The organism is Mesorhizobium sp. P2_D1 (genome assembly GCF_056404455.1).
The window spans coordinates 1-19675 of the sequence record NZ_JBFUDZ010000001.1; the positions used below are offsets into that span (position 1 = coordinate 1).

At 62.9% G+C, this 19675-nt stretch carries 20 protein-coding genes and 1 tRNA gene; 10 read left to right on the forward strand and 11 right to left on the reverse strand.

What is annotated here, in order from left to right:
• Nucleotides 1-151: 151 nt before the first annotated feature.
• Both AC1D0I_RS00005 and AC1D0I_RS00010 read right to left on the reverse strand, forming a co-directional pair.
• Nucleotides 152-967: a TPM domain-containing protein gene (locus AC1D0I_RS00005; RefSeq protein WP_477392242.1), complete on the reverse strand. Its 816-nt coding sequence runs from the start codon at nt 965-967 to the stop codon at nt 152-154.
• A gap of 200 nt (nt 968-1167) precedes the next feature.
• Nucleotides 1168-1806: a LemA family protein gene (locus AC1D0I_RS00010; RefSeq protein WP_095084414.1), complete on the reverse strand. Its 639-nt coding sequence runs from the start codon at nt 1804-1806 to the stop codon at nt 1168-1170.
• A gap of 163 nt (nt 1807-1969) precedes the next feature.
• Here AC1D0I_RS00010 and AC1D0I_RS00015 point away from each other — a divergent pair, with 163 nt between their 5' ends.
• The 6 genes from AC1D0I_RS00015 to AC1D0I_RS00040 all read left to right on the forward strand — a co-directional run bounded on the left by AC1D0I_RS00015 (nt 1970) and on the right by AC1D0I_RS00040 (nt 7470).
• Nucleotides 1970-2221, forward strand: a complete 252-nt coding sequence (locus AC1D0I_RS00015; protein WP_457150633.1) for a hypothetical protein — start codon at nt 1970-1972, stop codon at nt 2219-2221.
• A 13-nt stretch (nt 2222-2234) separates the two neighbouring features.
• A complete protein-coding gene (gene pdxY / locus AC1D0I_RS00020) occupies nt 2235-3119 on the forward strand; it encodes a pyridoxal kinase PdxY (protein WP_477392244.1) in 885 nt (294 codons plus the stop codon).
• A 17-nt stretch (nt 3120-3136) separates the two neighbouring features.
• Complete coding sequence (locus AC1D0I_RS00025; protein ID WP_477392811.1) at nt 3137-3889, forward strand: DUF429 domain-containing protein; 753 nt, start codon at nt 3137-3139, stop codon at nt 3887-3889.
• Nucleotides 3890-4142: 253 nt separating this feature from the next.
• Complete coding sequence (locus tag AC1D0I_RS00030; protein ID WP_095084136.1) at nt 4143-4787, forward strand: carbonic anhydrase; 645 nt, start codon at nt 4143-4145, stop codon at nt 4785-4787.
• Between the two features lie 94 nt (nt 4788-4881).
• Entirely contained in the window at nt 4882-5295 is a 414-nt protein-coding gene (locus AC1D0I_RS00035; RefSeq protein WP_477392813.1) for a nuclear transport factor 2 family protein, read from the forward strand.
• A 120-nt stretch (nt 5296-5415) separates the two neighbouring features.
• On the forward strand, nt 5416-7470 hold the full coding sequence (locus AC1D0I_RS00040) for a M3 family metallopeptidase (protein WP_477392245.1): 2055 nt from the start codon (nt 5416-5418) through the stop codon (nt 7468-7470).
• A gap of 73 nt (nt 7471-7543) precedes the next feature.
• Here the strand turns inward: AC1D0I_RS00040 and AC1D0I_RS00045 are convergent, their stop codons facing one another.
• From AC1D0I_RS00045 to AC1D0I_RS00060, 4 genes are all read right to left on the reverse strand, one after another.
• The gene (locus tag AC1D0I_RS00045) at nt 7544-9019 is read right to left on the reverse strand and encodes a M81 family metallopeptidase (RefSeq protein ID WP_477392247.1); all 1476 of its coding nucleotides are present in this window, start codon (nt 9017-9019) and stop codon (nt 7544-7546) included.
• 124 nt (nt 9020-9143) lie between these two features.
• Complete coding sequence (locus AC1D0I_RS00050; protein WP_095084132.1) at nt 9144-9968, reverse strand: carbohydrate ABC transporter permease; 825 nt, start codon at nt 9966-9968, stop codon at nt 9144-9146.
• Nucleotides 9965-10834 (reverse strand): carbohydrate ABC transporter permease, encoded by an 870-nt coding sequence (locus tag AC1D0I_RS00055; protein WP_477392250.1) that lies wholly within the window; start codon nt 10832-10834, stop codon nt 9965-9967. The genes AC1D0I_RS00050 and AC1D0I_RS00055 overlap by 4 nt, the downstream gene beginning before the upstream one ends.
• A 207-nt stretch (nt 10835-11041) precedes the next feature.
• Nucleotides 11042-12277, reverse strand: coding sequence for an ABC transporter substrate-binding protein (locus AC1D0I_RS00060; protein ID WP_477392251.1), 1236 nt, complete (start codon nt 12275-12277; stop codon nt 11042-11044).
• 181 nt (nt 12278-12458) lie between these two features.
• On the opposite strand from AC1D0I_RS00060, the gene AC1D0I_RS00065 reads away from it, so the two are divergent.
• From AC1D0I_RS00065 to AC1D0I_RS00075, 3 genes are read left to right on the forward strand one after another with little or no spacing between them, the layout of a single operon-like run.
• Nucleotides 12459-13265 carry an SDR family oxidoreductase gene (locus tag AC1D0I_RS00065; protein ID WP_477392253.1) on the forward strand — a complete coding sequence of 269 codons (807 nt, stop codon included), beginning with the start codon at nt 12459-12461 and terminating at the stop codon, nt 13263-13265.
• Nucleotides 13266-13267: 2 nt separating this feature from the next.
• Complete coding sequence (locus AC1D0I_RS00070) at nt 13268-14335, forward strand: ABC transporter ATP-binding protein (protein WP_477392255.1); 1068 nt, start codon at nt 13268-13270, stop codon at nt 14333-14335.
• A 10-nt stretch (nt 14336-14345) separates the two neighbouring features.
• On the forward strand, nt 14346-15227 hold the full coding sequence (locus tag AC1D0I_RS00075; protein ID WP_477284625.1) for a MurR/RpiR family transcriptional regulator: 882 nt from the start codon (nt 14346-14348) through the stop codon (nt 15225-15227).
• A gap of 11 nt (nt 15228-15238) precedes the next feature.
• Here the strand turns inward: AC1D0I_RS00075 and AC1D0I_RS00080 are convergent, their stop codons facing one another.
• Both AC1D0I_RS00080 and AC1D0I_RS00085 read right to left on the reverse strand, forming a co-directional pair.
• Nucleotides 15239-15556 (reverse strand): DUF167 family protein, encoded by a 318-nt coding sequence (locus tag AC1D0I_RS00080; RefSeq protein WP_477392257.1) that lies wholly within the window; start codon nt 15554-15556, stop codon nt 15239-15241.
• Between the two features lie 12 nt (nt 15557-15568).
• Nucleotides 15569-15859, reverse strand: a complete 291-nt coding sequence (locus AC1D0I_RS00085) for a YggT family protein (protein ID WP_477392259.1) — start codon at nt 15857-15859, stop codon at nt 15569-15571.
• Nucleotides 15860-16019: 160 nt separating this feature from the next.
• Here AC1D0I_RS00085 and AC1D0I_RS00090 point away from each other — a divergent pair.
• Nucleotides 16020-16095, forward strand: a tRNA-Ala gene (locus tag AC1D0I_RS00090).
• A 307-nt stretch (nt 16096-16402) separates the two neighbouring features.
• On the opposite strand, the gene ccoS is transcribed toward AC1D0I_RS00090, so the two are convergent.
• Genes ccoS through AC1D0I_RS00105 form a run of 3 tightly spaced genes read right to left on the reverse strand, consistent with a single transcriptional unit; the run spans nt 16403 to nt 19661 of the window.
• Nucleotides 16403-16549 (reverse strand): cbb3-type cytochrome oxidase assembly protein CcoS, encoded by a 147-nt coding sequence (ccoS, locus tag AC1D0I_RS00095; RefSeq protein ID WP_095084125.1) that lies wholly within the window; start codon nt 16547-16549, stop codon nt 16403-16405.
• The gene (locus AC1D0I_RS00100; protein WP_477392261.1) at nt 16546-18840 is read right to left on the reverse strand and encodes a cation-translocating P-type ATPase; all 2295 of its coding nucleotides are present in this window, start codon (nt 18838-18840) and stop codon (nt 16546-16548) included. The genes ccoS and AC1D0I_RS00100 overlap by 4 nt, the downstream gene beginning before the upstream one ends.
• Before the next feature lie 38 nt (nt 18841-18878).
• Nucleotides 18879-19661: a DUF2189 domain-containing protein gene (locus AC1D0I_RS00105; RefSeq protein ID WP_477392263.1), complete on the reverse strand. Its 783-nt coding sequence runs from the start codon at nt 19659-19661 to the stop codon at nt 18879-18881.
• Between the last annotated feature and the right edge of the window lie 14 nt (nt 19662-19675).

Consider the following 19675-nt stretch of genomic DNA (forward strand, 5'->3'; position numbering starts at 1 on the left):
AATGCCGGCATTGTCGACGACACGGCCCGTCAGCGCCGGCAGTTCGGCGGCAAAGGCCGTGAACCCGACCAACAGCGCCGCCACGGCCACCAGGACTGCCGCGGCGAAGCGGGCGGGTCTCGACAGGCCGACGGTGCGTGTTGTCATGCCATCACCAGCTTCCCGAGGAACCGCCGCCGCCGGACGAACCGCCGCCGCCGGAAAAGCCGCCACCGCTACCGCCTGAAGACCAGCCGCCGCCGGAGCTTCCCGACGACCAGCCGCCACCAGACGACCGCCGGTGTGGCTCGAAGGTCATGCCGAGCCAGCGGTAGCGGCCGGGACCAAGCTTCTGGCCGAAGATCGGCGGCAGGACGGAGACCGCGATGCTGCCGAAGAAGATGATCGCCCAGATGCTGATGAAGACGGCGAAGAACAGGTCGTCGGAATTGAACGGCGCCTGCTGATTGCGCTCGCCACGCGCCACCAACTCCTCCGGATTGCCTTCCAGCACCATGACCATGTCGTCGACGGCCTTGCTGATGCCGCCGGAGAAGTCGCCGGCGCGGAAGGCCGGCACCATGTCGTTTTCGATGATCAGCTTGGTGTGCAGGTCGGTCAGCGTGCCTTCCAGCCCATAGCCGACCTCGATGCGCATCTTGTGGTCGTTCTTGGCCACCAGCAAAAGCACGCCATTGTTCTCGCCGGCCTGGCCGAGCCTCCAGAAGCGGAACAGCCGGTTAGCGTAGGGCTCGATCTCCTCGCCGTCGAGACTGCTGATGGTGGCGACGACGATCTGGTCGGAGCCTTTTGTCTCGAAATCGGCAAGCTTCTGCGTCAGCGCCGCCTTGGTGGCGGCGTCGACAATGCCGGCATTGTCGACGACACGGCCCGTCAGCGCCGGCAGTTCGGCGGCAAAGGCCGTGAACGGGAGGAAGAGGAAGCTGAGAAATAGCGCTAGGAATGCCAGGTTGGCGTTTCTTCCCACCCCCCTCTGGCCTGCCGGCCATCTCCCCCGCAAGGGGGGAGATTGGCTGTCATCACAGGCAGCGTACTCTCCGCAACGCAAACGATTGGCGAAAGCGCCAAAGCTGCCGATCTCCCCCCTTGCGGGGGAGATGGCCGGCAGGCCAGAGGGGGGTGGGACGGAGCTCAAGGTCGACAGAGACCAGACTCACCAAGCGCTCGTTATCCGCCCTGCTTGGTGCCGAAATCGACCTTCGGCGTCTGCAGCTTGTCATCGTCGATGGTGAAGTTGGCGAAGGGCTGGTTGCTGCGGAACCAGAAGGTCGCCCACAGCACCGAGGGAAAGGTCTTCAGCGTCAGATTGTAGTCCTTGACCGCCTGGATGTAGTCGCGCCGTGCTACCGCAATGCGGTTTTCGGTGCCTTCGAGCTGTGCCTGCAGCGCCAGGAAATTCTGGTTGGCCTTGAGGTCGGGATAGGCCTCCGATACCGCGATCAGCCGCGACAGCGCGCTGGTCAGCCCCGCCTGGGCATCCTGGAACTTCTTGAGGGCTTCGGGATCCTTCAGCGTTTCCGGCGTCACCGTTATCTGCGTTGCCTTGGCGCGGGCCTCGACCACCGCATCGAGCGTGTCCTTTTCGTGCGAGGCATAGCCCTTGACCGTCTCGACCAGGTTGGGGATGAGGTCGGCGCGGCGCTGATACTGGTTCAGCACCTCGCTCCATGCCGCCTTGGCGTTTTCCTCCGCCGTCGGGATGGTGTTGTAACCGCAGCCGGCCAGCAGCGGCAGTACGATCGCCATCATCAGGAAGGCGGGCAGCGTGCGGAACATAGACGGTGGAGCAAGGCGCTGGGCAAACATGATGGGATTCCTCGGTAGAAGTTGCATGCGAAGCATTACCACAATCGGCGGGCAAGAAAACCGCCCGACCGGCGGCCGCTTGCCTGGCACGCCCGGTGCCGTTGCAAGGCCCTGTGATTGGCCGCGCGAACGCGATAAGGTCTTGACGAAACGGGACATCATCATGGCGGACCGCCAGGACAGCGAGAGGGAATCGCGCCGTATCCTCGAGCGCATCGCGCGCGAGACGGATCCGGCCGGCAATTCGTTTGTGGCGCGCAGCACCAAAGGCATGCGCGACCACGTCACCGCAGCCGACGCCGACCGTGCCGACCCGATCGAACTCTGGGGCACGCGCATTGGCCGCACACTCGGCCTGCTGCTGACGCTGGGCCTGATGGTCTGGCTCGTGCTTTACGTCATCCGGGGCAGTTAGGAATCAAAGAACAATGAGCGCCGAAAAAACCGACGCGCCGCGTGCGGTCATCGTCATTTCCAGCCATGTCGCGCGCGGCTCGGTCGGCAACCGCGCGGCTGTCTTCGCGCTGGAAACACTGGGCTTTCCGGTGTGGGCGGTGCCGACAATCATCCTGCCCTGGCATCCCGGCCATGGGCGGGCGACGCGGATCGTGCCGCCGCTTGACCAGTTCAAGGCGTTGATGGCCGATCTTGAGCGTGCGCCGTGGCTGGGTGAAGTCGGCGCCGTGCTGTCCGGCTATCTCGGCGAGGCCGGCCAGGCCGAGGCCGTCGCCTCGCTGGTCGCCGCGGTCAAGGCAAAGACGCCTGACGCCGTCTATATCTGCGACCCGGTGATGGGCGATTCGGGTGGCCTCTACGTGCCGGAACCGACTGCTGCCGCCATGCGTGATCGGCTGATGCCGATCGCCGACATCGCCACCCCCAACCGCTACGAACTGGAATGGATGGCCGGCGCACCCTTGCCCGACCTGAAATCGGTAATCGCGGCCGCCCTTCACGCCGGGCCATCGACCATGCTTGTCACCTCGGCACCGTCGCTGATGACCGGTGGCACGGGCAACCTGCTGCTCGACGGCAACCAGGTGCTGCTGGCCGAGCACCGCCTCATCGACAAGCCGCCGAACGGTCTCGGCGACCTGACGGCGGCCGTCTACCTGGCGCGCATCCTGTCCGGCCAGCCGGCGATCAAGGCGCTGCAGTCGACCACGGCGGCGGTCTACGAGATCCTGGCGCGCACCGCCAAGCGCGGCGGCGACGAACTGCAGCTCGAAACCGATGCGCAGAGCCTGGCGAACCCGATGGCGATGGTGCAGCTTCGCCACCTCACGCATCCGGGAAGGGACCGGCGGGCGTGACCCTGGCCACGACCGCCATGACTATCGGCGTCGACGGCTGCAAGGCCGGCTGGATCGCCGTGCGCCGCGCACCCGGTTCGGCACCCTCAGTCGATGTCTTTGCAAGCTTCACAGCCCTGCTTGCATCACTGCCAGCCGACACGGTTGTCGCTGTCGACATGCCGATCGGTCTGCCCGAGTTTTCGAGCAAAGGCGGGCGCGGACCGGAAGCGCTGGTGCGGCCATTGCTCGGGCAACGGCAGTCCAGCGTCTTTTCGATCCCGTCCCGCGCCGCGCTCTATGCCGATACGGGCGACTTCACCACCATCGAGGCCTGGTATGCCGCGCATCGCCGGGCAAGCGAGGTGGCCATGACCACATCCGATCCGCCGCGCGGCGTCTCGATCCAGGCGTTCGGTATTTTTGCCAAGATCCGCGAGATCGACGCCTTGCTCATCGCCCGGCCCGAATTGCGTGGCCGCATCTTCGAATCGCATCCGGAAGTCGCTTTCTGCCGGCTGAACGGCGACCAGGCCATGCAACTGCCGAAGAAGATCAAGGGCAGCATCAATCCGGCCGGCATGGCGGAACGCAAGGCGCTGCTGAGCCGGCACGGCTATGAGATGGGCTTTCTCGATCAGCCGCCGCCGCGCGGTGCCGCCGCCGATGATTTTCTCGATGCGGCGGCGATGATGCTGATTGCCGGTCGCATTGCCGGCGGCGAGGCACGGCCATTTCCCGACCCGCCGGGCCGCGACGGTTTTGGCATCCCCGTCTCCATCTGGGCGTGAACCCAATAGCTCGAGCCATGCGTCTTGCATGGCGATTGGCGGGCAGCCATCTGCAATTCGGCATTGCCCGCAACAGGCTTTTGCCGTTAGAGGCTCTCTGGAGCAATTCTAGGAAAAGTGTGAAGCGGTTTTCCGTTCGGAATTGCGCCAAAGCAAAACAGATAGAGCGGTTCGACGTTTCCGTGAGACGGTGACCCGCTCTAGACCGCAACGAGCTGCCGCATCCAACCCGGAAAGGCTCCAGACGCCGCCCATGCCCCATCTCCCCGACCATCTTCTCGCCGGCTACCGCAGTTTCATGAGCGGCCGCTATCTCACCGAGAGCGGACGCTATCGCGAGCTTGCCCGCGAAGGCCAGGCACCGGAAACCATGATCGTCGCCTGCTGCGACTCCCGCGCGGCCCCCGAAGCGATCTTCGACGCCGGCCCCGGTGAACTCTTCGTGCTGCGCAATGTCGGCAATCTGGTGCCACCCTACGCGCCCGACGGCGAGTTCCATTCGACCTCTGCCGCACTCGAATTCGCCGTGCAGAGCCTCAAGGTCAAGAACATCGTCGTCATGGGCCATGGTCGCTGCGGCGGCATCCGCGCCGCGCTCGACACCACGTCCGCACCGCTGTCTCCCGGCGACTTCATCGGTAAATGGATGAGCCTCATCGCGCCAGCGGCCGAGACTGTGTCCTCCAGCACCTTCATGACGGCGTCGGAGCGCCAGACCGCGCTGGAGCGCATTTCGATCCGCTATTCCATCGCCAATCTCAGGACCTTTCCTTGCGTCTCGATCCTCGAAGGCAAGGGGCGGCTGTCGCTGCACGGCGCCTGGTTCGACATTTCGACCGGCGAACTCTGGGTGATGAACAAGGAGACCGGCGATTTCGAACGACCGGAGATGGCATAGACATGATCCAGAACCGAAGGAACGCGCCAGCGAAAGGTGACAACCGGCTCTTCGGGTAAGCTGATAGCCGAAAGGAAGACGGAGGCAGCACATGATGGGAGATCGCCGTTCGATCACTTTCGTCGCGGCAGCGTTGCTGTTTTCGATCATTCCAGTCCGTGCCGACGATGGCGCAATCATCAGCCGATGGTATTCGGCACTGCTGGTCGCCGACCGCACCGAACTGTCCGACCTGCTCGCCGACGACGTCCGCATCAAGCTGGATGACCTCGGTATCGTGCAGAGCAAGCAGGAATTCATCGCCTCGATCGACGAATGGCAAGGCGCCGTCGCGGGTGCGGAGATCCGGCACCGGATCGAAAAAAGCGAAGGCGGCGTCACCACCGTGATCGCCTGCTATGATTTTCCCAACAACGACATGCTGATGCAGGAAACTTTCGCGGTGACCGACAATCGCATCACCGCGAGTTCGCAAGCGGCGATCGCCGAGAATTGCGACGGTTACTGACGAAAACCTGACCGGTGGCACTGTTGCGCGCGGTAAACCTGCGCCCTACATCGGTACCAACTCACCCTGCCCACCGCCTTCACCGGCGCCCGGCCTGCCTTCACCAAGGAAAGATTGTCCATGCATTCCACGAAAGTCGTCGACCTCGCCATCCATCCGCTGACCGCGTGGCAAGGGCCGCTCGGCCTGCCCGATTTCACCCGCATTGGCGACGACGATTTTGCTCCGGCCTTCGACGCGGCATTGCAGGCGCATGAGGCGGAGATCGAGGCGATCGCCGGCAACAAGGAGGCGCCGACCATCGACAACACGCTGCAGGCGCTGGAACTCGGTGGCGAGGCACTCGACCGTGTCTCGTCGATCTTCTGGTGCCGCGCCGGCGCCCACACCAATGAGACGTTCCAGGCACTGGAGCGCGACATCTCGCCAAAAATGTCCAGGCATTTCTCGGCAATCTCGATGAACGAGCGGCTGTTCGCCCGCATCGACGACCTCTACCATCGCCGGGAAAGCCTGAAGCTCGATGCCGAGACGCTGCGGGTGCTGGAGAAGACCTGGAAGGGGTTTGTTCGCTCCGGCGCGAAGCTCGACGTCGACGGCAAGAAGCGGCTGGCAAAGATCAACGAGGAATTGTCGTCGCTTGGCACGAATTTCGGCCAGAACGTGCTTGCCGACGAGCGCGACTGGGCGCTGTTCCTCGACGCGACTGATCTTGCCGGTCTGCCGGACTTCCTGAAAAGCTCGATGGCCGAAGCCGCCGAGATGCGCGGCCAGAAGAGCCGCTATGCGGTCACCCTGTCGCGTTCGATCTACGAGCCGTTCACGACCTTCTCGGAACGCCGCGACCTGCGCGAGATCGCCTTCCGCGCCTTCACCATGCGCGGCCAGAATGGCGGCGCCACCGACAACACAACTGTTGTGCGCGACATGCTGAAGCTGCGCGCCGAAAAGGCAAAGCTGCTCGGCTACGGCTCGTTTGCCGCGCTGAAGCTCGACGACACCATGGCCAAGACGCCGAAGGCAGTGCATGCGCTGCTCGATCCGGTCTGGGAGAAGGCAGTGGAAAGGGCCGCCGCCGACCAGAGCGAACTGCAGCGGCTGGCGACGGAGGCCGGCAGCAACGAGACATTCGCCGCCTGGGACTGGCGCTTCTACCAGGAGAAGCTGCGCGCCGAAAAGTTCGCCTTCGATGAGGCCGAACTCAAACCCTATCTGCAGCTAGACCGCGTCATCGACGCCTGCTTCGACGTGGCGACAAGGCTGTTCGGCATCACCTTCGAGGAAAAGCAAGGCATTGCCGTATGGCATCCGGACGCACGCGTCTTCGTGGTGAAAAATGCCGATGGCAGCGAGCGCGGCCTGTTCCTCGCCGACTATTTCGCGCGGCCGTCAAAGCGCTCCGGCGCCTGGATGAGCGCGCTCAAGTCCGGGTACAAGCTTGGCCACGGGTCGAAACCGGTGATCTACAACATCATGAACTTCGCCAAGCCGCCGGCCGGCGAGCCGGCCTTGCTGTCGGTCGACGAGGCGAGAACGTTGTTCCATGAATTTGGCCACGCGCTGCACGGCATGCTGACCGACGTCACCTGGCCGTCGGTTTCCGGCACCTCGGTCAGCCGCGATTTCGTCGAATTGCCCTCGCAGCTCTACGAACACTGGCTGACGGTGCCGGCGGTTCTGGAAAAGCACGCGCTGCATGTGAAGACCGGCAAGCCGATGCCCAAGGCGCTGCTCGACAAGATGCTGGCGGCGCGCACCTTTGGCGCCGGCTTCGCCACGGTCGAATTCACCTCTTCGGCGCTGATCGACATGGCCTATCACGCGCGGCCGGATGCGCCAGAAGCGCCACTTCGATTCGAAGCCGAAACGCTTGAAAAGCTCGACATGCCGGACACCATCGCGATGCGTCATCGCACTCCACATTTCGGCCATGTGTTTTCCGGCGACGGCTATTCGGCTGGCTATTACTCCTACATGTGGTCGGAAGTGCTCGACGCCGACGCCTTCGCCGCCTTCGAGGAAACCGGCGATCCCTTCAACCCGGGTCTCGCCGAGAAGCTGAGGAAGAACATCTACGCCGCCGGCGGTTCGAAGGACCCCGAAGAGCTCTACACGGCGTTTCGCGGCAAGATGCCGTCGCCCCATGCGATGATGGTCAAGCGCGGGCTGGTGTAGCGCCTGTTTCTTCCTTCTCCCCTTTGGGAGAAGGACAGGCCGCGCAAGGTCGCAACGCCCCCTTATCCCGGCTCTATACCGCCCATGGGTCCGCCACTCTAGGCCAAACCGGCCGCGTCAGCTTCTTGTAATCGGTCACCGCCGGATTGCTCGGATACGAACTCGGCGCCGAGACATAGATGATCTCGGCGGCGATCGGCTCGAAGCCGGCATAGAAATGGTTGGTCGACTTGATCAGCAGGATGTCCTTGCCCATCGGATCGACACCGACGTTGGAAAAAATATCTGGTTCGAAGGTCTGCGTGCGATTGGTATTGAGGATGATGTCAACCTCGGTGCCTTCGATGCGCACCAGCGCCGTCGGGCCGAGCGTCACCCGGCTTGGCCCGAAACTCTGCCAGCCCTCCGGAACGGCCTTCAGCACCCGCACCCGCGCGTCGATCGGCTCGCCGGCCTGCGGGCCGGCCTTGCCGCCGAAACGCAGGTCGATGACGGCGCCCTCGCCTGCCGCCAGGCAGAAGGTCACCGCGATCGGATCCCAGATTGTAGCAACGCCGACATTGCTCAGGCCGCGCGACAGCATCTGACGCAGCACGATAGTGCCGTCGCCGGGCACACCGCCACCCGGATTGTCCCAGATGTCAGCGATGACCACCGGTTTGCCCGGATTGTCAGCGCGCACGGCCAGCGCCCGATCGATGCCTTCAGCGGCGCTCAGCATCGTCATCGCCGTCTTTTCGCGTAGCGCGTAGAGCTCCCGCCCCAGCCGCTCCGCCAGCGCATCACCCTTGGCCTTGTCATTGTCGGTGACGACCAGGATGCGCGTGCCCATTTCGGCCACGTCGGCTGCCATGAAGCCGTGGACGATCGAAATCGACAGCACGCCATCTCTGCCATGCAGCGCCTTGATGCGGTCGACGAAGGAGCGCATCGGCTCGCGGCTGGTCGGCAGCACCTGGATCATGCGGCAGTCGAAGGTCGAGATGACAGGCCTGATCTCACCACGCGCCGCGGCGAGGCCAAGCTCGACGACATGTTCGCCACGCTCGTAGAAATCGGTGTGCGGGAACTCTAGGAAGTAGGCCATGATGTCTGACGCGGCGACACGCTTGGGTGTCAGATGGCTATGCGGATCGAACTCAGAGGCGATCACCACCTTCGGACCCACCATCTCGCGGATGCGCTCGAGCAGGTCGCCTTCGCAATCGTCATAGCCTTGCGCCACCATGGCACCATGCAGGCCGAGAATGACGGCATCGACCGGCAGCGCCGCCTCGAGCTGGCCGAGGATCTCGTCGCGCAGCGCCTCGTAGGTCTGCCGCTGCACCAGGCCGCCGGGCTCCGCCCAGGTGGCGGTGCCCTCGATGACGGTCAGGCCTTCGGCCGCCGCGCGCCGGCGCAGGGCGACCATCGGCGAGGAGCACAGCGTCGGCGTCTCCGGATGCTTGCCGGGTCCGGCATAGAACGCCATCTCGAACGATGCCCGATCTGTCGGCACCGGCGAGAAGGTGTTGGTTTCCGTCGCCAGCGAGGCGGTGAAGATGCGCATGAAAACTCCGTGGATGCTGCAGCAATTCCCGGAAAAGTACGAAACGGTTTCCATCCGGAATTGTGTCAAAACAAAGAGATAGAGTGGTTCTGCGTTTCCGTGAAACGATGAACCGCTCTAGCGGCTATTTGACCGCCCCGAGCGCCAGCCCCCTGACGAGGTAGCGCTGCAGCCAGATGAACAGGATCGCCACCGGCAAGGTCGCCAGCAGCGTGGCGGCCATGACGTGGTGCCATTCGATGGTGTATCGGCCGGCGACCAGCGAAAACACCTGGATCGGCAGCGTGTAGCTTTCCTGGCTGCGCAGCATGGTAAGCGCCACGACGAATTCGTTCCAGGCATTGATGAAGGTGAAGATGGCGGTCACCGCGATCGCCGGCAGGCAGAGCGGCAGGAACACCTTGCGCAGGGTTAGCCAGCGGCCGGCACCCTCCATCCAGGCCGCTTCCTCGAGATCGCGCGGGATGGTGTCGAAATAGCTTTGCAGCATCCACACGGTGAAGGCGACGTTGAAGGCCATGTAGATGAAGCCGAGCGCCGTGGTGCTTTCGACCAGGCCCCAGGCCGCCATCAGCCGGAACAGGCCGAGCACCAGCACGATCGGCGAGATCATCTGCGAGATGAGCAGAAACTGGCGCAGGGCGCCGTAGCCGGCAAAACGGAAGCGCGACATCGCATAGGCCGCCGGAACCGAAATCAGGATGGCGCCGACAGTGGCGATAACAGACACGTAGAGCGAATTGAGCAGCGCCTGGCCGAAGCCGGTCGCCACCCACATGTCGGAGAAATTCGACCAGCGGAATTCGCTCGGCCACCAGGTCGGCGACAGCACTTCCTGCCTCGGCTTGACGGCAGTCAGGAACATCACGGCAAAGGGAAAGATCGTCACCACGATCAGCGGCGCCAGCAGCAGCCAGGCGATGATCGAACGCTTCAGCTTGCTCGTCATGCGCGTTGCTCCCGCATCGCCAGCCGCACATAGATCATGGTGAAGACCAGCAATATGGCGAACATGACCAGCGATACCGCCGAAGCTTCGCCAAGTTTGCCGATTCGGAAGGCCAGCTTGTAGAGGTGGGTGACCAGGATGTCGGTCGAATTGGCCGGCCCGCCCTGCGTCATCACCCAGATGATCGGGAAGGAATTGAAGACGTAGATGGTGTTGAGCACGATGGCGATGTTGATGAACGGTTTCAGCAACGGAAAGGTGATTTCGCGGAACTGCTGCAGCGATGTCGCGCCTTCGAGTGCTGCCGCCTCGTAGAGGTCGTCCGGAATCGACGACAGACCGCCGAGGAAGATCGTCGTCGTGAACGGCACCGTCACCAGGATGCCGATCAGCACCTGCATCGGAAAGGCGGTCTCGGCGCTCGCCAGCCACTGGATGTTGTGGTCGATGAGGCCGAGGCCAATCAGCGCCGAGTTCAGCATGCCGCTTTCGCCGCTCAGCGCCCAGCGCCAGACCACGGCAGTCATGGTCAGCGACACCGCCCAGGGCAGCATGATGATGACGCGGGCGACGCCGCGGCCATAGAAATCGGTGTTGAGGATCATCGCCACCGGGATCGACAGCAACAGGGCGCCACCGACGACCAGCACCGTCCACTGTCCGGTGCGCCAGAGCGCGGCCATGAAATCGGGATCGGCAGCGAGCGCCGCGAAATTGGCGAAGTCGTTGAATTCGCGAAGCTGACCGAAGCGACTGACCTCATGCGTCGAGATCTGGACCAGGTCCCACACCGGCCAGAAGATGACGACAGCCGCCAGGAACAGGCTGGGCAAGGTCAGGAGATAGGGCAAGAAGCGATTTTGCATCGGCTGACCTAGAGCAATTCCAGGAAAAATGTGGAGCGGTTTTCCGTCCTGGATTGCGTTGAAAACGGAGAGATGGAGCTGTCAGGCGTTTTCTGTTGAACGATGACCCGCTCCGTGGCGAATTCGAAATTCGCCTCGGAAAAGTGTGGCGCGCCCGATCGTCTGGGCGCGCCACGGGCGCGGGAGAGACGCCCTATTTCCTCAGCACTATTTCTTCAGCACTGCATTGGCCTTGGCAGCGGCGTCCTTCAGCGCTGCCTCGGGTTCGGCGCTGCCGAGATAGATTTTCTGCATGGCGTCCGACGTGATCTGGGCGACTTCTTCCCAGCCTGGGATGATCGGTGCGAAGCGGGCGTCGGGCAGCAGGGCGGTGAACGCCGCCAGATCGGCATTGTTCACATAATAGTCCATTTTGGCCTCTTCCTTGTTCACCGGCAGGAAGCCTTCGCCTTGCGTGAACTTGGCGCGCTGCTCGGTGGTGAACAGGAAATCGAGCAGCTTCCAGGCCTCGTCCTTGTTCTTGGAGTTCTTGAACATGATGATGGAATCGGTCACGCCATAGGTGCCGCGCGCACCGGTCGGTCCGGCCGGAATGGCCGCCACGCCGTATTTCAGCTTTGGCGCCTCGTCCTTGATCTGGTTGGACAGGAAGGGTGCCGTGATCATCATGCCGACCTTGCCCTGCTTGAACAGGTTCTGCACATCCTCGCGGTTGTTGGAGGTGACGCCCGGCTCGGTCAGGCCCTCGTCGATCATCGACTTGTAGAGCTTGGCGGCTTCGAGCGCGCCCGGCGTGCCGAGGCCGGAGGTGCCGTCCTTGTTGAGGATTTCGGTGCCTTGGGACCACATCGCATAGTAGTAATAGACGTCGGTCTCGATCTCCTTGCCCTGCAGGCCGAAACCGAAGGTGCCGGAACCGAGCGCCTTGATCTTGCGCGCGTCTTCCTGCAGCTCGGTCCAGGTTGCCGGCGGATTGGCGATGCCGGCTTTCTCGAACAGCTCCTTGTTGTAGTACAGCGCACGCGCCGAGGCCGCGATCGGCAGGCCGTAGGTCTTGCCGTCCATGATCGAGGGTGACAGGAAGGTGTCGATGAAGCGGCCCTTGAAGTCGGGCTTGATATAGCTGTCGAGCGGCTCGGCGACATCCTGCTGGACGAAGTCGATCAGCCAGCGCGTGCCGATGATCGACAGATCGGCATTGGTGCCGGCGGTGATGTCGGTGGTCAGCTTCTGCAGCAGCACATCCCACGGCACCACTTCGAACTTGACGGTGATGCCGGGATTTGCCGCCTCGAATTCCTTCTTGACGCTGTCGAAATAAGGTCCAGTCTTGGCGCTGTACTCGGCGACAGTGACGCGCACCTCGCCCGCATTTGCCTGCGCCGCAAATGCCAGCATGCTCATTCCGGCCATCAGGCCGACAGTCCATTTTGCAAGGCTCATTTGATGTCTCCCATTTTCATTTTGCACCTGCGCGCCTCTCCGCGACCGGCAAAGAAGATTTATGTGACTTTCCTACATTATAGATGATTGTAAGGCTTGCAAGCAGATTATTCTGTTGCTTAATTACATTTAGTGAACTAGGCCTGATACGAATGTCAGAACTCCCGAAGGATGACACACGGTGGTTTCGCAAACCGGATTCGAAGGCAGGGCCAAGTTCGAAAGCAGGGCCGAGTTCGAAGGCAAGACTGTCGTCGTGACCGGTGCTGGCGGCGGCCTCGGCACCGCCATCGTGGCGCTGATGGCGCAGCGGGGCGCCAGGGTCGTCGGTTGCGACCAGTCGAGCGAAGCGTTGAACAGCCCGCACCTTGCCTCCCGCCATGTCTTCGATCTTCTCGACCGGGCTTCGCTAGACGCGGCGATCGCCGCGATCCTCGACCGGGATGGCGTGCCAGACATTCTCATCAACAATGCCGGCTGGACACGCGCCGAGACGCTTGCCGCGCTCACCCCCGACAAGATCGAGCGGGAACTCGACCTCAACCTGACCGGCGTCATGACTTTCGCCGATCCGCTGGTCAGGGCGATGGCCGGCCGCGGCTCGGGTAGCGTCGTCTTCATCTCCTCGGTCAATGCCATCGCGCATTTCGGCAATCCCGCCTATGCGGCCGCCAAGGCCGGCATCAACGCCTATGCCAAGGCGATTGCCGTCGAGCTCGGTCGCAGCGGCTTGCGCGCCAATGTCGTTTGCCCTGGATCGATCCGCACCGCCGCCTGGGACCATCGCCTTGCCAAGGATCCTGAAATCCTCGGCAAGCTGCAGCGGCTCTATCCGCTCGGCCGCATCGTCAACGCTTCGGAAGTGGCCGAAGCCGTCGCCTTCCTTGCCTCCGATCGCGCATCGGGCGTAACAGGGGTGGTGATGCCGGTGGACGCTGGCCTGACCGCCGGTTGCCTGCCATTCATCGACGACATATTGGGAGCGTGATCATGACCGACGTCGAGTTCCGCGACCTGTCGAAATCCTTCGGCCAGCACAAGATCCTTGAAAACGTCAGCCTCGACATCAAGAGCGGCGAGTTCGTCGTGCTGGTCGGGCCATCCGGCTGCGGCAAGTCGACCCTGCTGCGCATGCTGGCCGGGCTGGAGACGATCACCTCCGGCGACCTGTTGATCGGCGGCGTACGCGCCAACGCGCTGCCGCCGCAGCAGCGCAACATCGCCATGGTGTTCCAGTCCTATGCGCTGTTTCCGCATCTGAAGGCGTCGGACAATATCGGCTTTGGCCCGAAGATCCGCGGCGAAGCGCGCGCCACGGTCGACGCAAAGGTCAAGAAGGCGTCCGGCGTCCTCAATCTGTTCTCATACCTCGACCGCTACCCTCGCCAGCTTTCCGGCGGCCAGCGCCAGCGCGTCGCCATGGGCCGCGCCATCGTGCGCGAACCATCGGTGTTCCTGTTCGACGAGCCCTTGTCCAACCTCGACGCGCAATTGCGCGTGCAGATGCGCGTCGAGATCAAGGCGCTGCACCAGCGGCTGAAATCGACGATCGTCTATGTCACCCACGACCAGATCGAGGCCATGACCATGGCCGACCGCATCGTCGTGATGGACCGCGGCAGGATCCAGCAGGTCGGCGCGCCGCTGGAGCTCTATGACCGACCGGCCAACAAATTCGTCGCCAGCTTCCTCGGCTCGCCGTCGATGAGTTTCGTTTCCGGTTCTCTCAAGACAACGCCTGGGAAAACCTGGTTCGAGTCGACAGGTGGCGGGCGGCTCGCGCTTGCCGGCAAGCAGGTGTCGGCTGGCAGTGTGGTGGAGGCCGGTATCCGGCCCGAACATTTTGTCATCGGCGAGGCCGTCGACGCGATGGCGATCAAGGTGGATGTCGTCGAGCCGACCGGCTCCGAAACCCATGTGTATGGCGCCATCGGCACCGACACGGTGCGCGCCGTGTTCCGCGACAGGGTGCCGGTAAGGCCGGGCGACGTGCTGCCGGTGAGCGTCGATCCCGGCAACATCCACCTGTTCGACAAGGCGACGGGTCTGCCCGTATGAAAACACGAATATGAAGACGCCGGCCGACATCATTACACGCCTGCAACTGATGTTGCAGGACGGCACGAAGTCGGATCGCAAGCTGGCCGCCTTCGTGCTTGCCGACCTCGATCTGGTCTCCAAGGCGGCCATCTCGGAAATTGCCGCCCGCGTTGGCGTCAGCGAGCCGACGGTGACCCGGTTCTGCCGCAACCTCGGTTGCGAGGGCCTGCGCGACTTCAAATTCTATCTGGCGCAAGCCATCGCCATCGGCGGCCAGTATCTGTCGCCGGAGCCGTTGAGCCGCGACGCCCGCGAACAGCGCATCGCTTCCGCCATCACCGAGGCAGCGATTGCCGCCATCCAGCGCGCCAGTGAAAACCTCGACATGACGACGCTGGTCGCCGTCGCCGCGCGCATCGCCGTCTCCGGCAACGTTCTGTGCATCGGGTCGGGCGGCATTTCCTCGATGATGGCGACCGAGATGCAGAACCGGCTGTTCAGGTTGGGCGTTTCGGTGCTTGCGCAGATCGACGGACAGCTGCAGCGCATGTACGCGGCCGTTGCCACGCCCGACACCACGCTGATCGCCTTTTCGGTTTCCGGCTATGCCCGGTCGGTCATCGATGCGGTGCAGGTCGCCCAGCAGTATGGCGCCACCACCATCGCCATCACGCCGCCTGACTCGGCACTCGCCAAAGCCGCTGACACGGTCATCCATTTCCAGTCGCTCGAGGACGGCAACATCTACAAGCCAACATCGTCGCGCTATGCGCTGCTGTCGATCGTCGACATGATCGTCACATCGGTCGCCGAGACGCGCGGACCAAAGGTTTTGGAAAACCTGCGCCGCATCAAGCAGAGCGTGAACACGTTGAAAGTCGACGATCCGCGTTTGCCGCTGGGGGATTGAACCGCCAGGGATCAGGACTGCTGGCCGAGCGCCTCGATGCCTTTCGCCAGCGTCGCCGGATCGCCTGCAATGCGCACGGTCTTCAGCCGGGCGGTGCCGCCGGCGACAATCGAGACGGCGGACGCCGACACGCCCAGCGCCTTGGCCAGCAAACGCTCAAGCGCCTGATTGGCGGCGCCGTTTTCCGGCACTGCGCGGACGCGGGCCTTCAGGTGGCTTCGCCCATCCGCCAAGGTCTCGATGCCTTCAAGCCTGTCCAGCGCCGCTTTTGGTGTCAGCCGGACGAACAGGTCGATACCGTCATCGCGCTGGCGGAACGGCGTGCTCATGCAGTCATGGGTTCACAAAACCAGAGGCGCCATTGTGGTGAGCAGGAACTGCCGGAGGAAGAACAGGATCAGCAGGAGGATGATCGGCGAAATGTCGATGCCGCCGAGGTCCGGTATGAAGCGCCGGATCGGTCGCAACGCCGGCTCCGTCAGCCGGAAGAGCATGTTGCCGATGCTGCCGACGAACTGGTTGCGCGAGTTGACGACGTTGAAGGCGTAGAGCCATGAAAAGATCGCCGAGGCGATGATGACCCACCAATAGAGGTCAAGCGCCATGACGATTGTTTGAATGAGGGCGAGCATGCCGGTCTCCAATTGTTGCCGACATGTAGCCATTGCAGGCGAAACCGGCAAGGGCCGCCGTTCTCCGCGTGCTGGCCTGACAACCGGCAGCCGCGGATTTCGGCAAAACGCCGCCTTGACAGGAAAGCGCGGCGCCCGATAAATGCGCCATCCGCTGGACGGGGCTGTAGCTCAGCTGGGAGAGCGCGTCGTTCGCAATGACGAGGTCAGGAGTTCGATCCTCCTCAGCTCCACCAGCGGATTTTGGCGAACCTTTGGCCACAGTACCTGCTCGGAAAAGCCTCGTGTTGTCCGAGGCTTACACCCTTTGCTCTTTGGTTCGGCCGTGACTGAGTCCAGATCTCGAGGCCTTCTGCAGGTGTATTTGCTTCCCGTCTCCCTGGGTCTATTTCCGTGCCCACAATTTCCAAGGAAGATGCGAAGCAGACCTTTCGACAACCCCCGCAGGCTACCGGTCATCTCAGTCGAAACTTTTCCTAAACTGGCCCTTTGAATTTGAATCGTGGATCGACCGTCCGCAAGAAGGTTTGCTTCCTCGCTGTTTCATTCCTGGTCGTCATCCATAAGGATTCGCTCGGCCGCCCCGTCGAGATCGTCATACTGTCCTGAACGCAGCGCCCACATGAAGGCGGCGAGCCCTGCAAGGCCCATCAGAATTGCGATCGGCACGAGAACGGACAGGTAGCTCATGATCCTGTAGCCATCGCTTGAATGTTGGCGTGAGTCGATGCGGCTTGCCAGCGGGGCGGTTTTCGAGATGGGCGATTGCTGAGACGAAGAGCGTTGGACACAACGACAATCGAAGACAGCGACATCGCGACCGCTGCCACAAGTGGAGTCACGTGGCCGAGGATGGCGACTGGTACCGCGATGATGTTGTAGCCGATCGCCAGCGTGAAATTCTGGCGAATCAGGATTCCTGCATTGCGCGAGATTTCGAGAGCGTCCGTCACAGCCGAAAGACTCGCGTGCAAGAAGACGAAGTCCGCGGCGTTGCGGCCGACATCGGCTGCCGTCGCGGGCGCCATAGACACGTGCGCGGCCGCAAGCGCTGGAGCATCGTTCAGGCCGTCGCCGACCATCAGAATCGTGCTTCCGGCCTTGCGCAGTTCGGCGATGCGCGCAACTTTTCCGGATGGAAGCAGTTCCGGCATGAAGCTGTCGATCCGGAGAGATGACGCAAGTTCTTCGACGACAGGTCGTCGGTCCCCAGAGAGGATTCCGACAGCAAGGCCTTGCCGCTGCAACCGGCTCACCGTCTCTCGAACATCAGGACGATTGCCGTCCTCGAATACGAAGCTGGCCAACGGCGCGCCGTCTTTCACGAGGAGCGAAACGGAGAAAGCGCGCTCATCGGAAATTGCGGCTTTGCGGCCAAGCGCCCAGTCCGGTCGGCCGATGCGATAGATATTGTTTCCCGCTCGCGCTTCCACTCCACAGCCCGGATGTTCTGAAATCCGGTCGAACTCCGGACATGCCTGACCGTTTTGTACAGCGTCCGAGATCGCCGCAGACATTGGATGCCTGGAACGGGCGACGATCGCCGCCGCGATTCCCAGGGCATACGGTTCGATGTCGCTGGCGTTGACGAGGCGCGGCTTTCCAAGTGTCAGGGTTCCCGTCTTGTCGAAAAGCACGGTGTCGACTTCCGCAAGCCGCTCCAGCGCCGAGCCGTCCTTAACCATGATACCTTTCTCGAAGAGGCGGCGCGCGGCCACGACCTGGACGATCGGCACGGCAAGGCCCAGCGCGCAGGGGCAGGTGATGATCAGGACGGCTATCGCGATCGTGACCGATGCGTGCCAATCGCCGGTAGCCGATATCCAGCCGAGGAACGACAGCAGGGCCATCACGTGCACCACCGGAGAATAGAGGGCGGCGGCCCGGTCGGCCAGCCGGCGGTAACGCGCCCGTCCGCCCTCGGCTGCCTCCATCATCCGGACCATTTCGGCAATGAATGAGCTGTCCGCACGCGCAACGGTCCTGACCGTCAACGGACCCGTAAGGTTCGTCAACCCTGCCTGGATCATGGTCCCTGGTCCGGCGTGCTTGGGTGCGGCCTCGCCCGAAACCAGCGAGCAATCGAGTTCGGAAGCGCCTTGCGTCACCACCCCGTCGAGCGGGATTCGATCACCAGCGGCAACGAGTAGGGACGCCCCGGGCTCAATCTCGCCAACCGGCACGTAGCGCCGCTGGCCATCGGCTTCGATGATCGTTGCGCCTGCAGGCGCCAGCCTGGCCAGGCCAGCCACCGCCGAGCGGGCCTTTTCACGCATCAAATGGTCGAGTGTACGGCCGATCAGCAGGAAGAACAGAAGCGAAGTCGCAGCATCGAAATATGCATGAGGGGCGTTGTGGACCGTGTCGTAGAGGCTAAGCGCGAAGGCAAGCGTCACACCAACCGAAATCGGCACGTCCATGTTGGTCCGTCGCTGGCGAAGCGCAGACCACGCAGAGGCATGGAAAATCCGCCCCGAGTAGATCAAGGCAGGCAGCGCAAGCACCGCCGATATCAAGTGGAAGGCTTGACGTGTGCCCGCATCGGCGCCCGACCACACAGACGCGGACAGAATCATGATGTTCATTGCCGAGAACCCGGCAACTGCGAGCGCCCGGATGAGCCGCGAATACTCAGGATCGCGCGGATCGGATTCGATCGAGAATACATGTGCATCGTAGCCGGCGGCGCGCAGAGCCCCGATCAGATCGGGCGAGCTGATTTCCGCCGCACGCCAATTCACCGTGACGCGCTTCATGGAGAGGTTCACGCGGGCAAATTCCACACCGGGCAATGTCAACAGGGTACTTTCGACGGTTGCTATGCAGGCCGCGCAATGAATACCGGGAACCGAAAGAGCGCATTGGCGGGCGCCGTTACCGAGATCACGACTGGCCAGCCGGATTTCCTCCGCCGGGTTCGACCCGGCATCAATCCCGGCGATCGACAAGGCGGCCTCCGCACCGGGCGCGCAACAGGTCATGGGTCAGCAGCCTTTTTGCGGCCTGAGCATAGCCGACGTCATTTGATTGCCTTGTAGGCGTGCCAGGTAGCGTGCCCGAGCAGTGGAAAGACGACGATCAGGCCGATCATTGCTGTCAGCAGGCCGACCGCGGTCAGCGCAAGCACAATCGCTCCCCAAGCGATCATGACAGGCCGATTGTTCCAGACGCGGGAAATGCTCATGCCCATTGCCGTAAAAGCGTCCGTCCGCTCGTCGAGGAGCATCGGTACCGAGAAAACGCTGATCGCAAAGGAAAACGCCGCGAAAACCCCGCCGACGACGGTGCCCGTGGCGAGCATAGCCCATCCGATGCCCGTGGTGAATAGCATCGAAGCAACATGGTCGAGGCCTGGAAACGGCCGCAAACCGAAGAACAGCGCATAGAGAATGACTGCGGCTCGCATCCACAGCAAGGCCAGCCCCAGCATGATGAAGCCGGTGAACAGGACCTGGGCGCCGGAGGCCGGCCTGACGAAGATCATGCGCCGCAGCGAAACCGGCTCGCCGGCCTCAATCAGCCGGCTCTTTTCGTAGAGACCGATGGCGACAAGCGGACCGACGACCATGAAGGCAGCCATGGCGGGAAACAGGATGTAGTCGAGACCGAGGAAGAAAAGGCCTGCGACGATCGCGACTGAAACGATGAACACAGCGAGGCCGTAGGCGAGGCTGGAACTCGGCTCTGCCATGAGGTCACGCCAACTGGCGCGCAGCCAGCCGAGGGCGGCGCCGGCTGGAAGATGGCGATTGCGGGCCCCCACGTAGGTAGGGCCATCCGCTGTCAAATCGACATTGCCCATTGTGATGTTCCTTC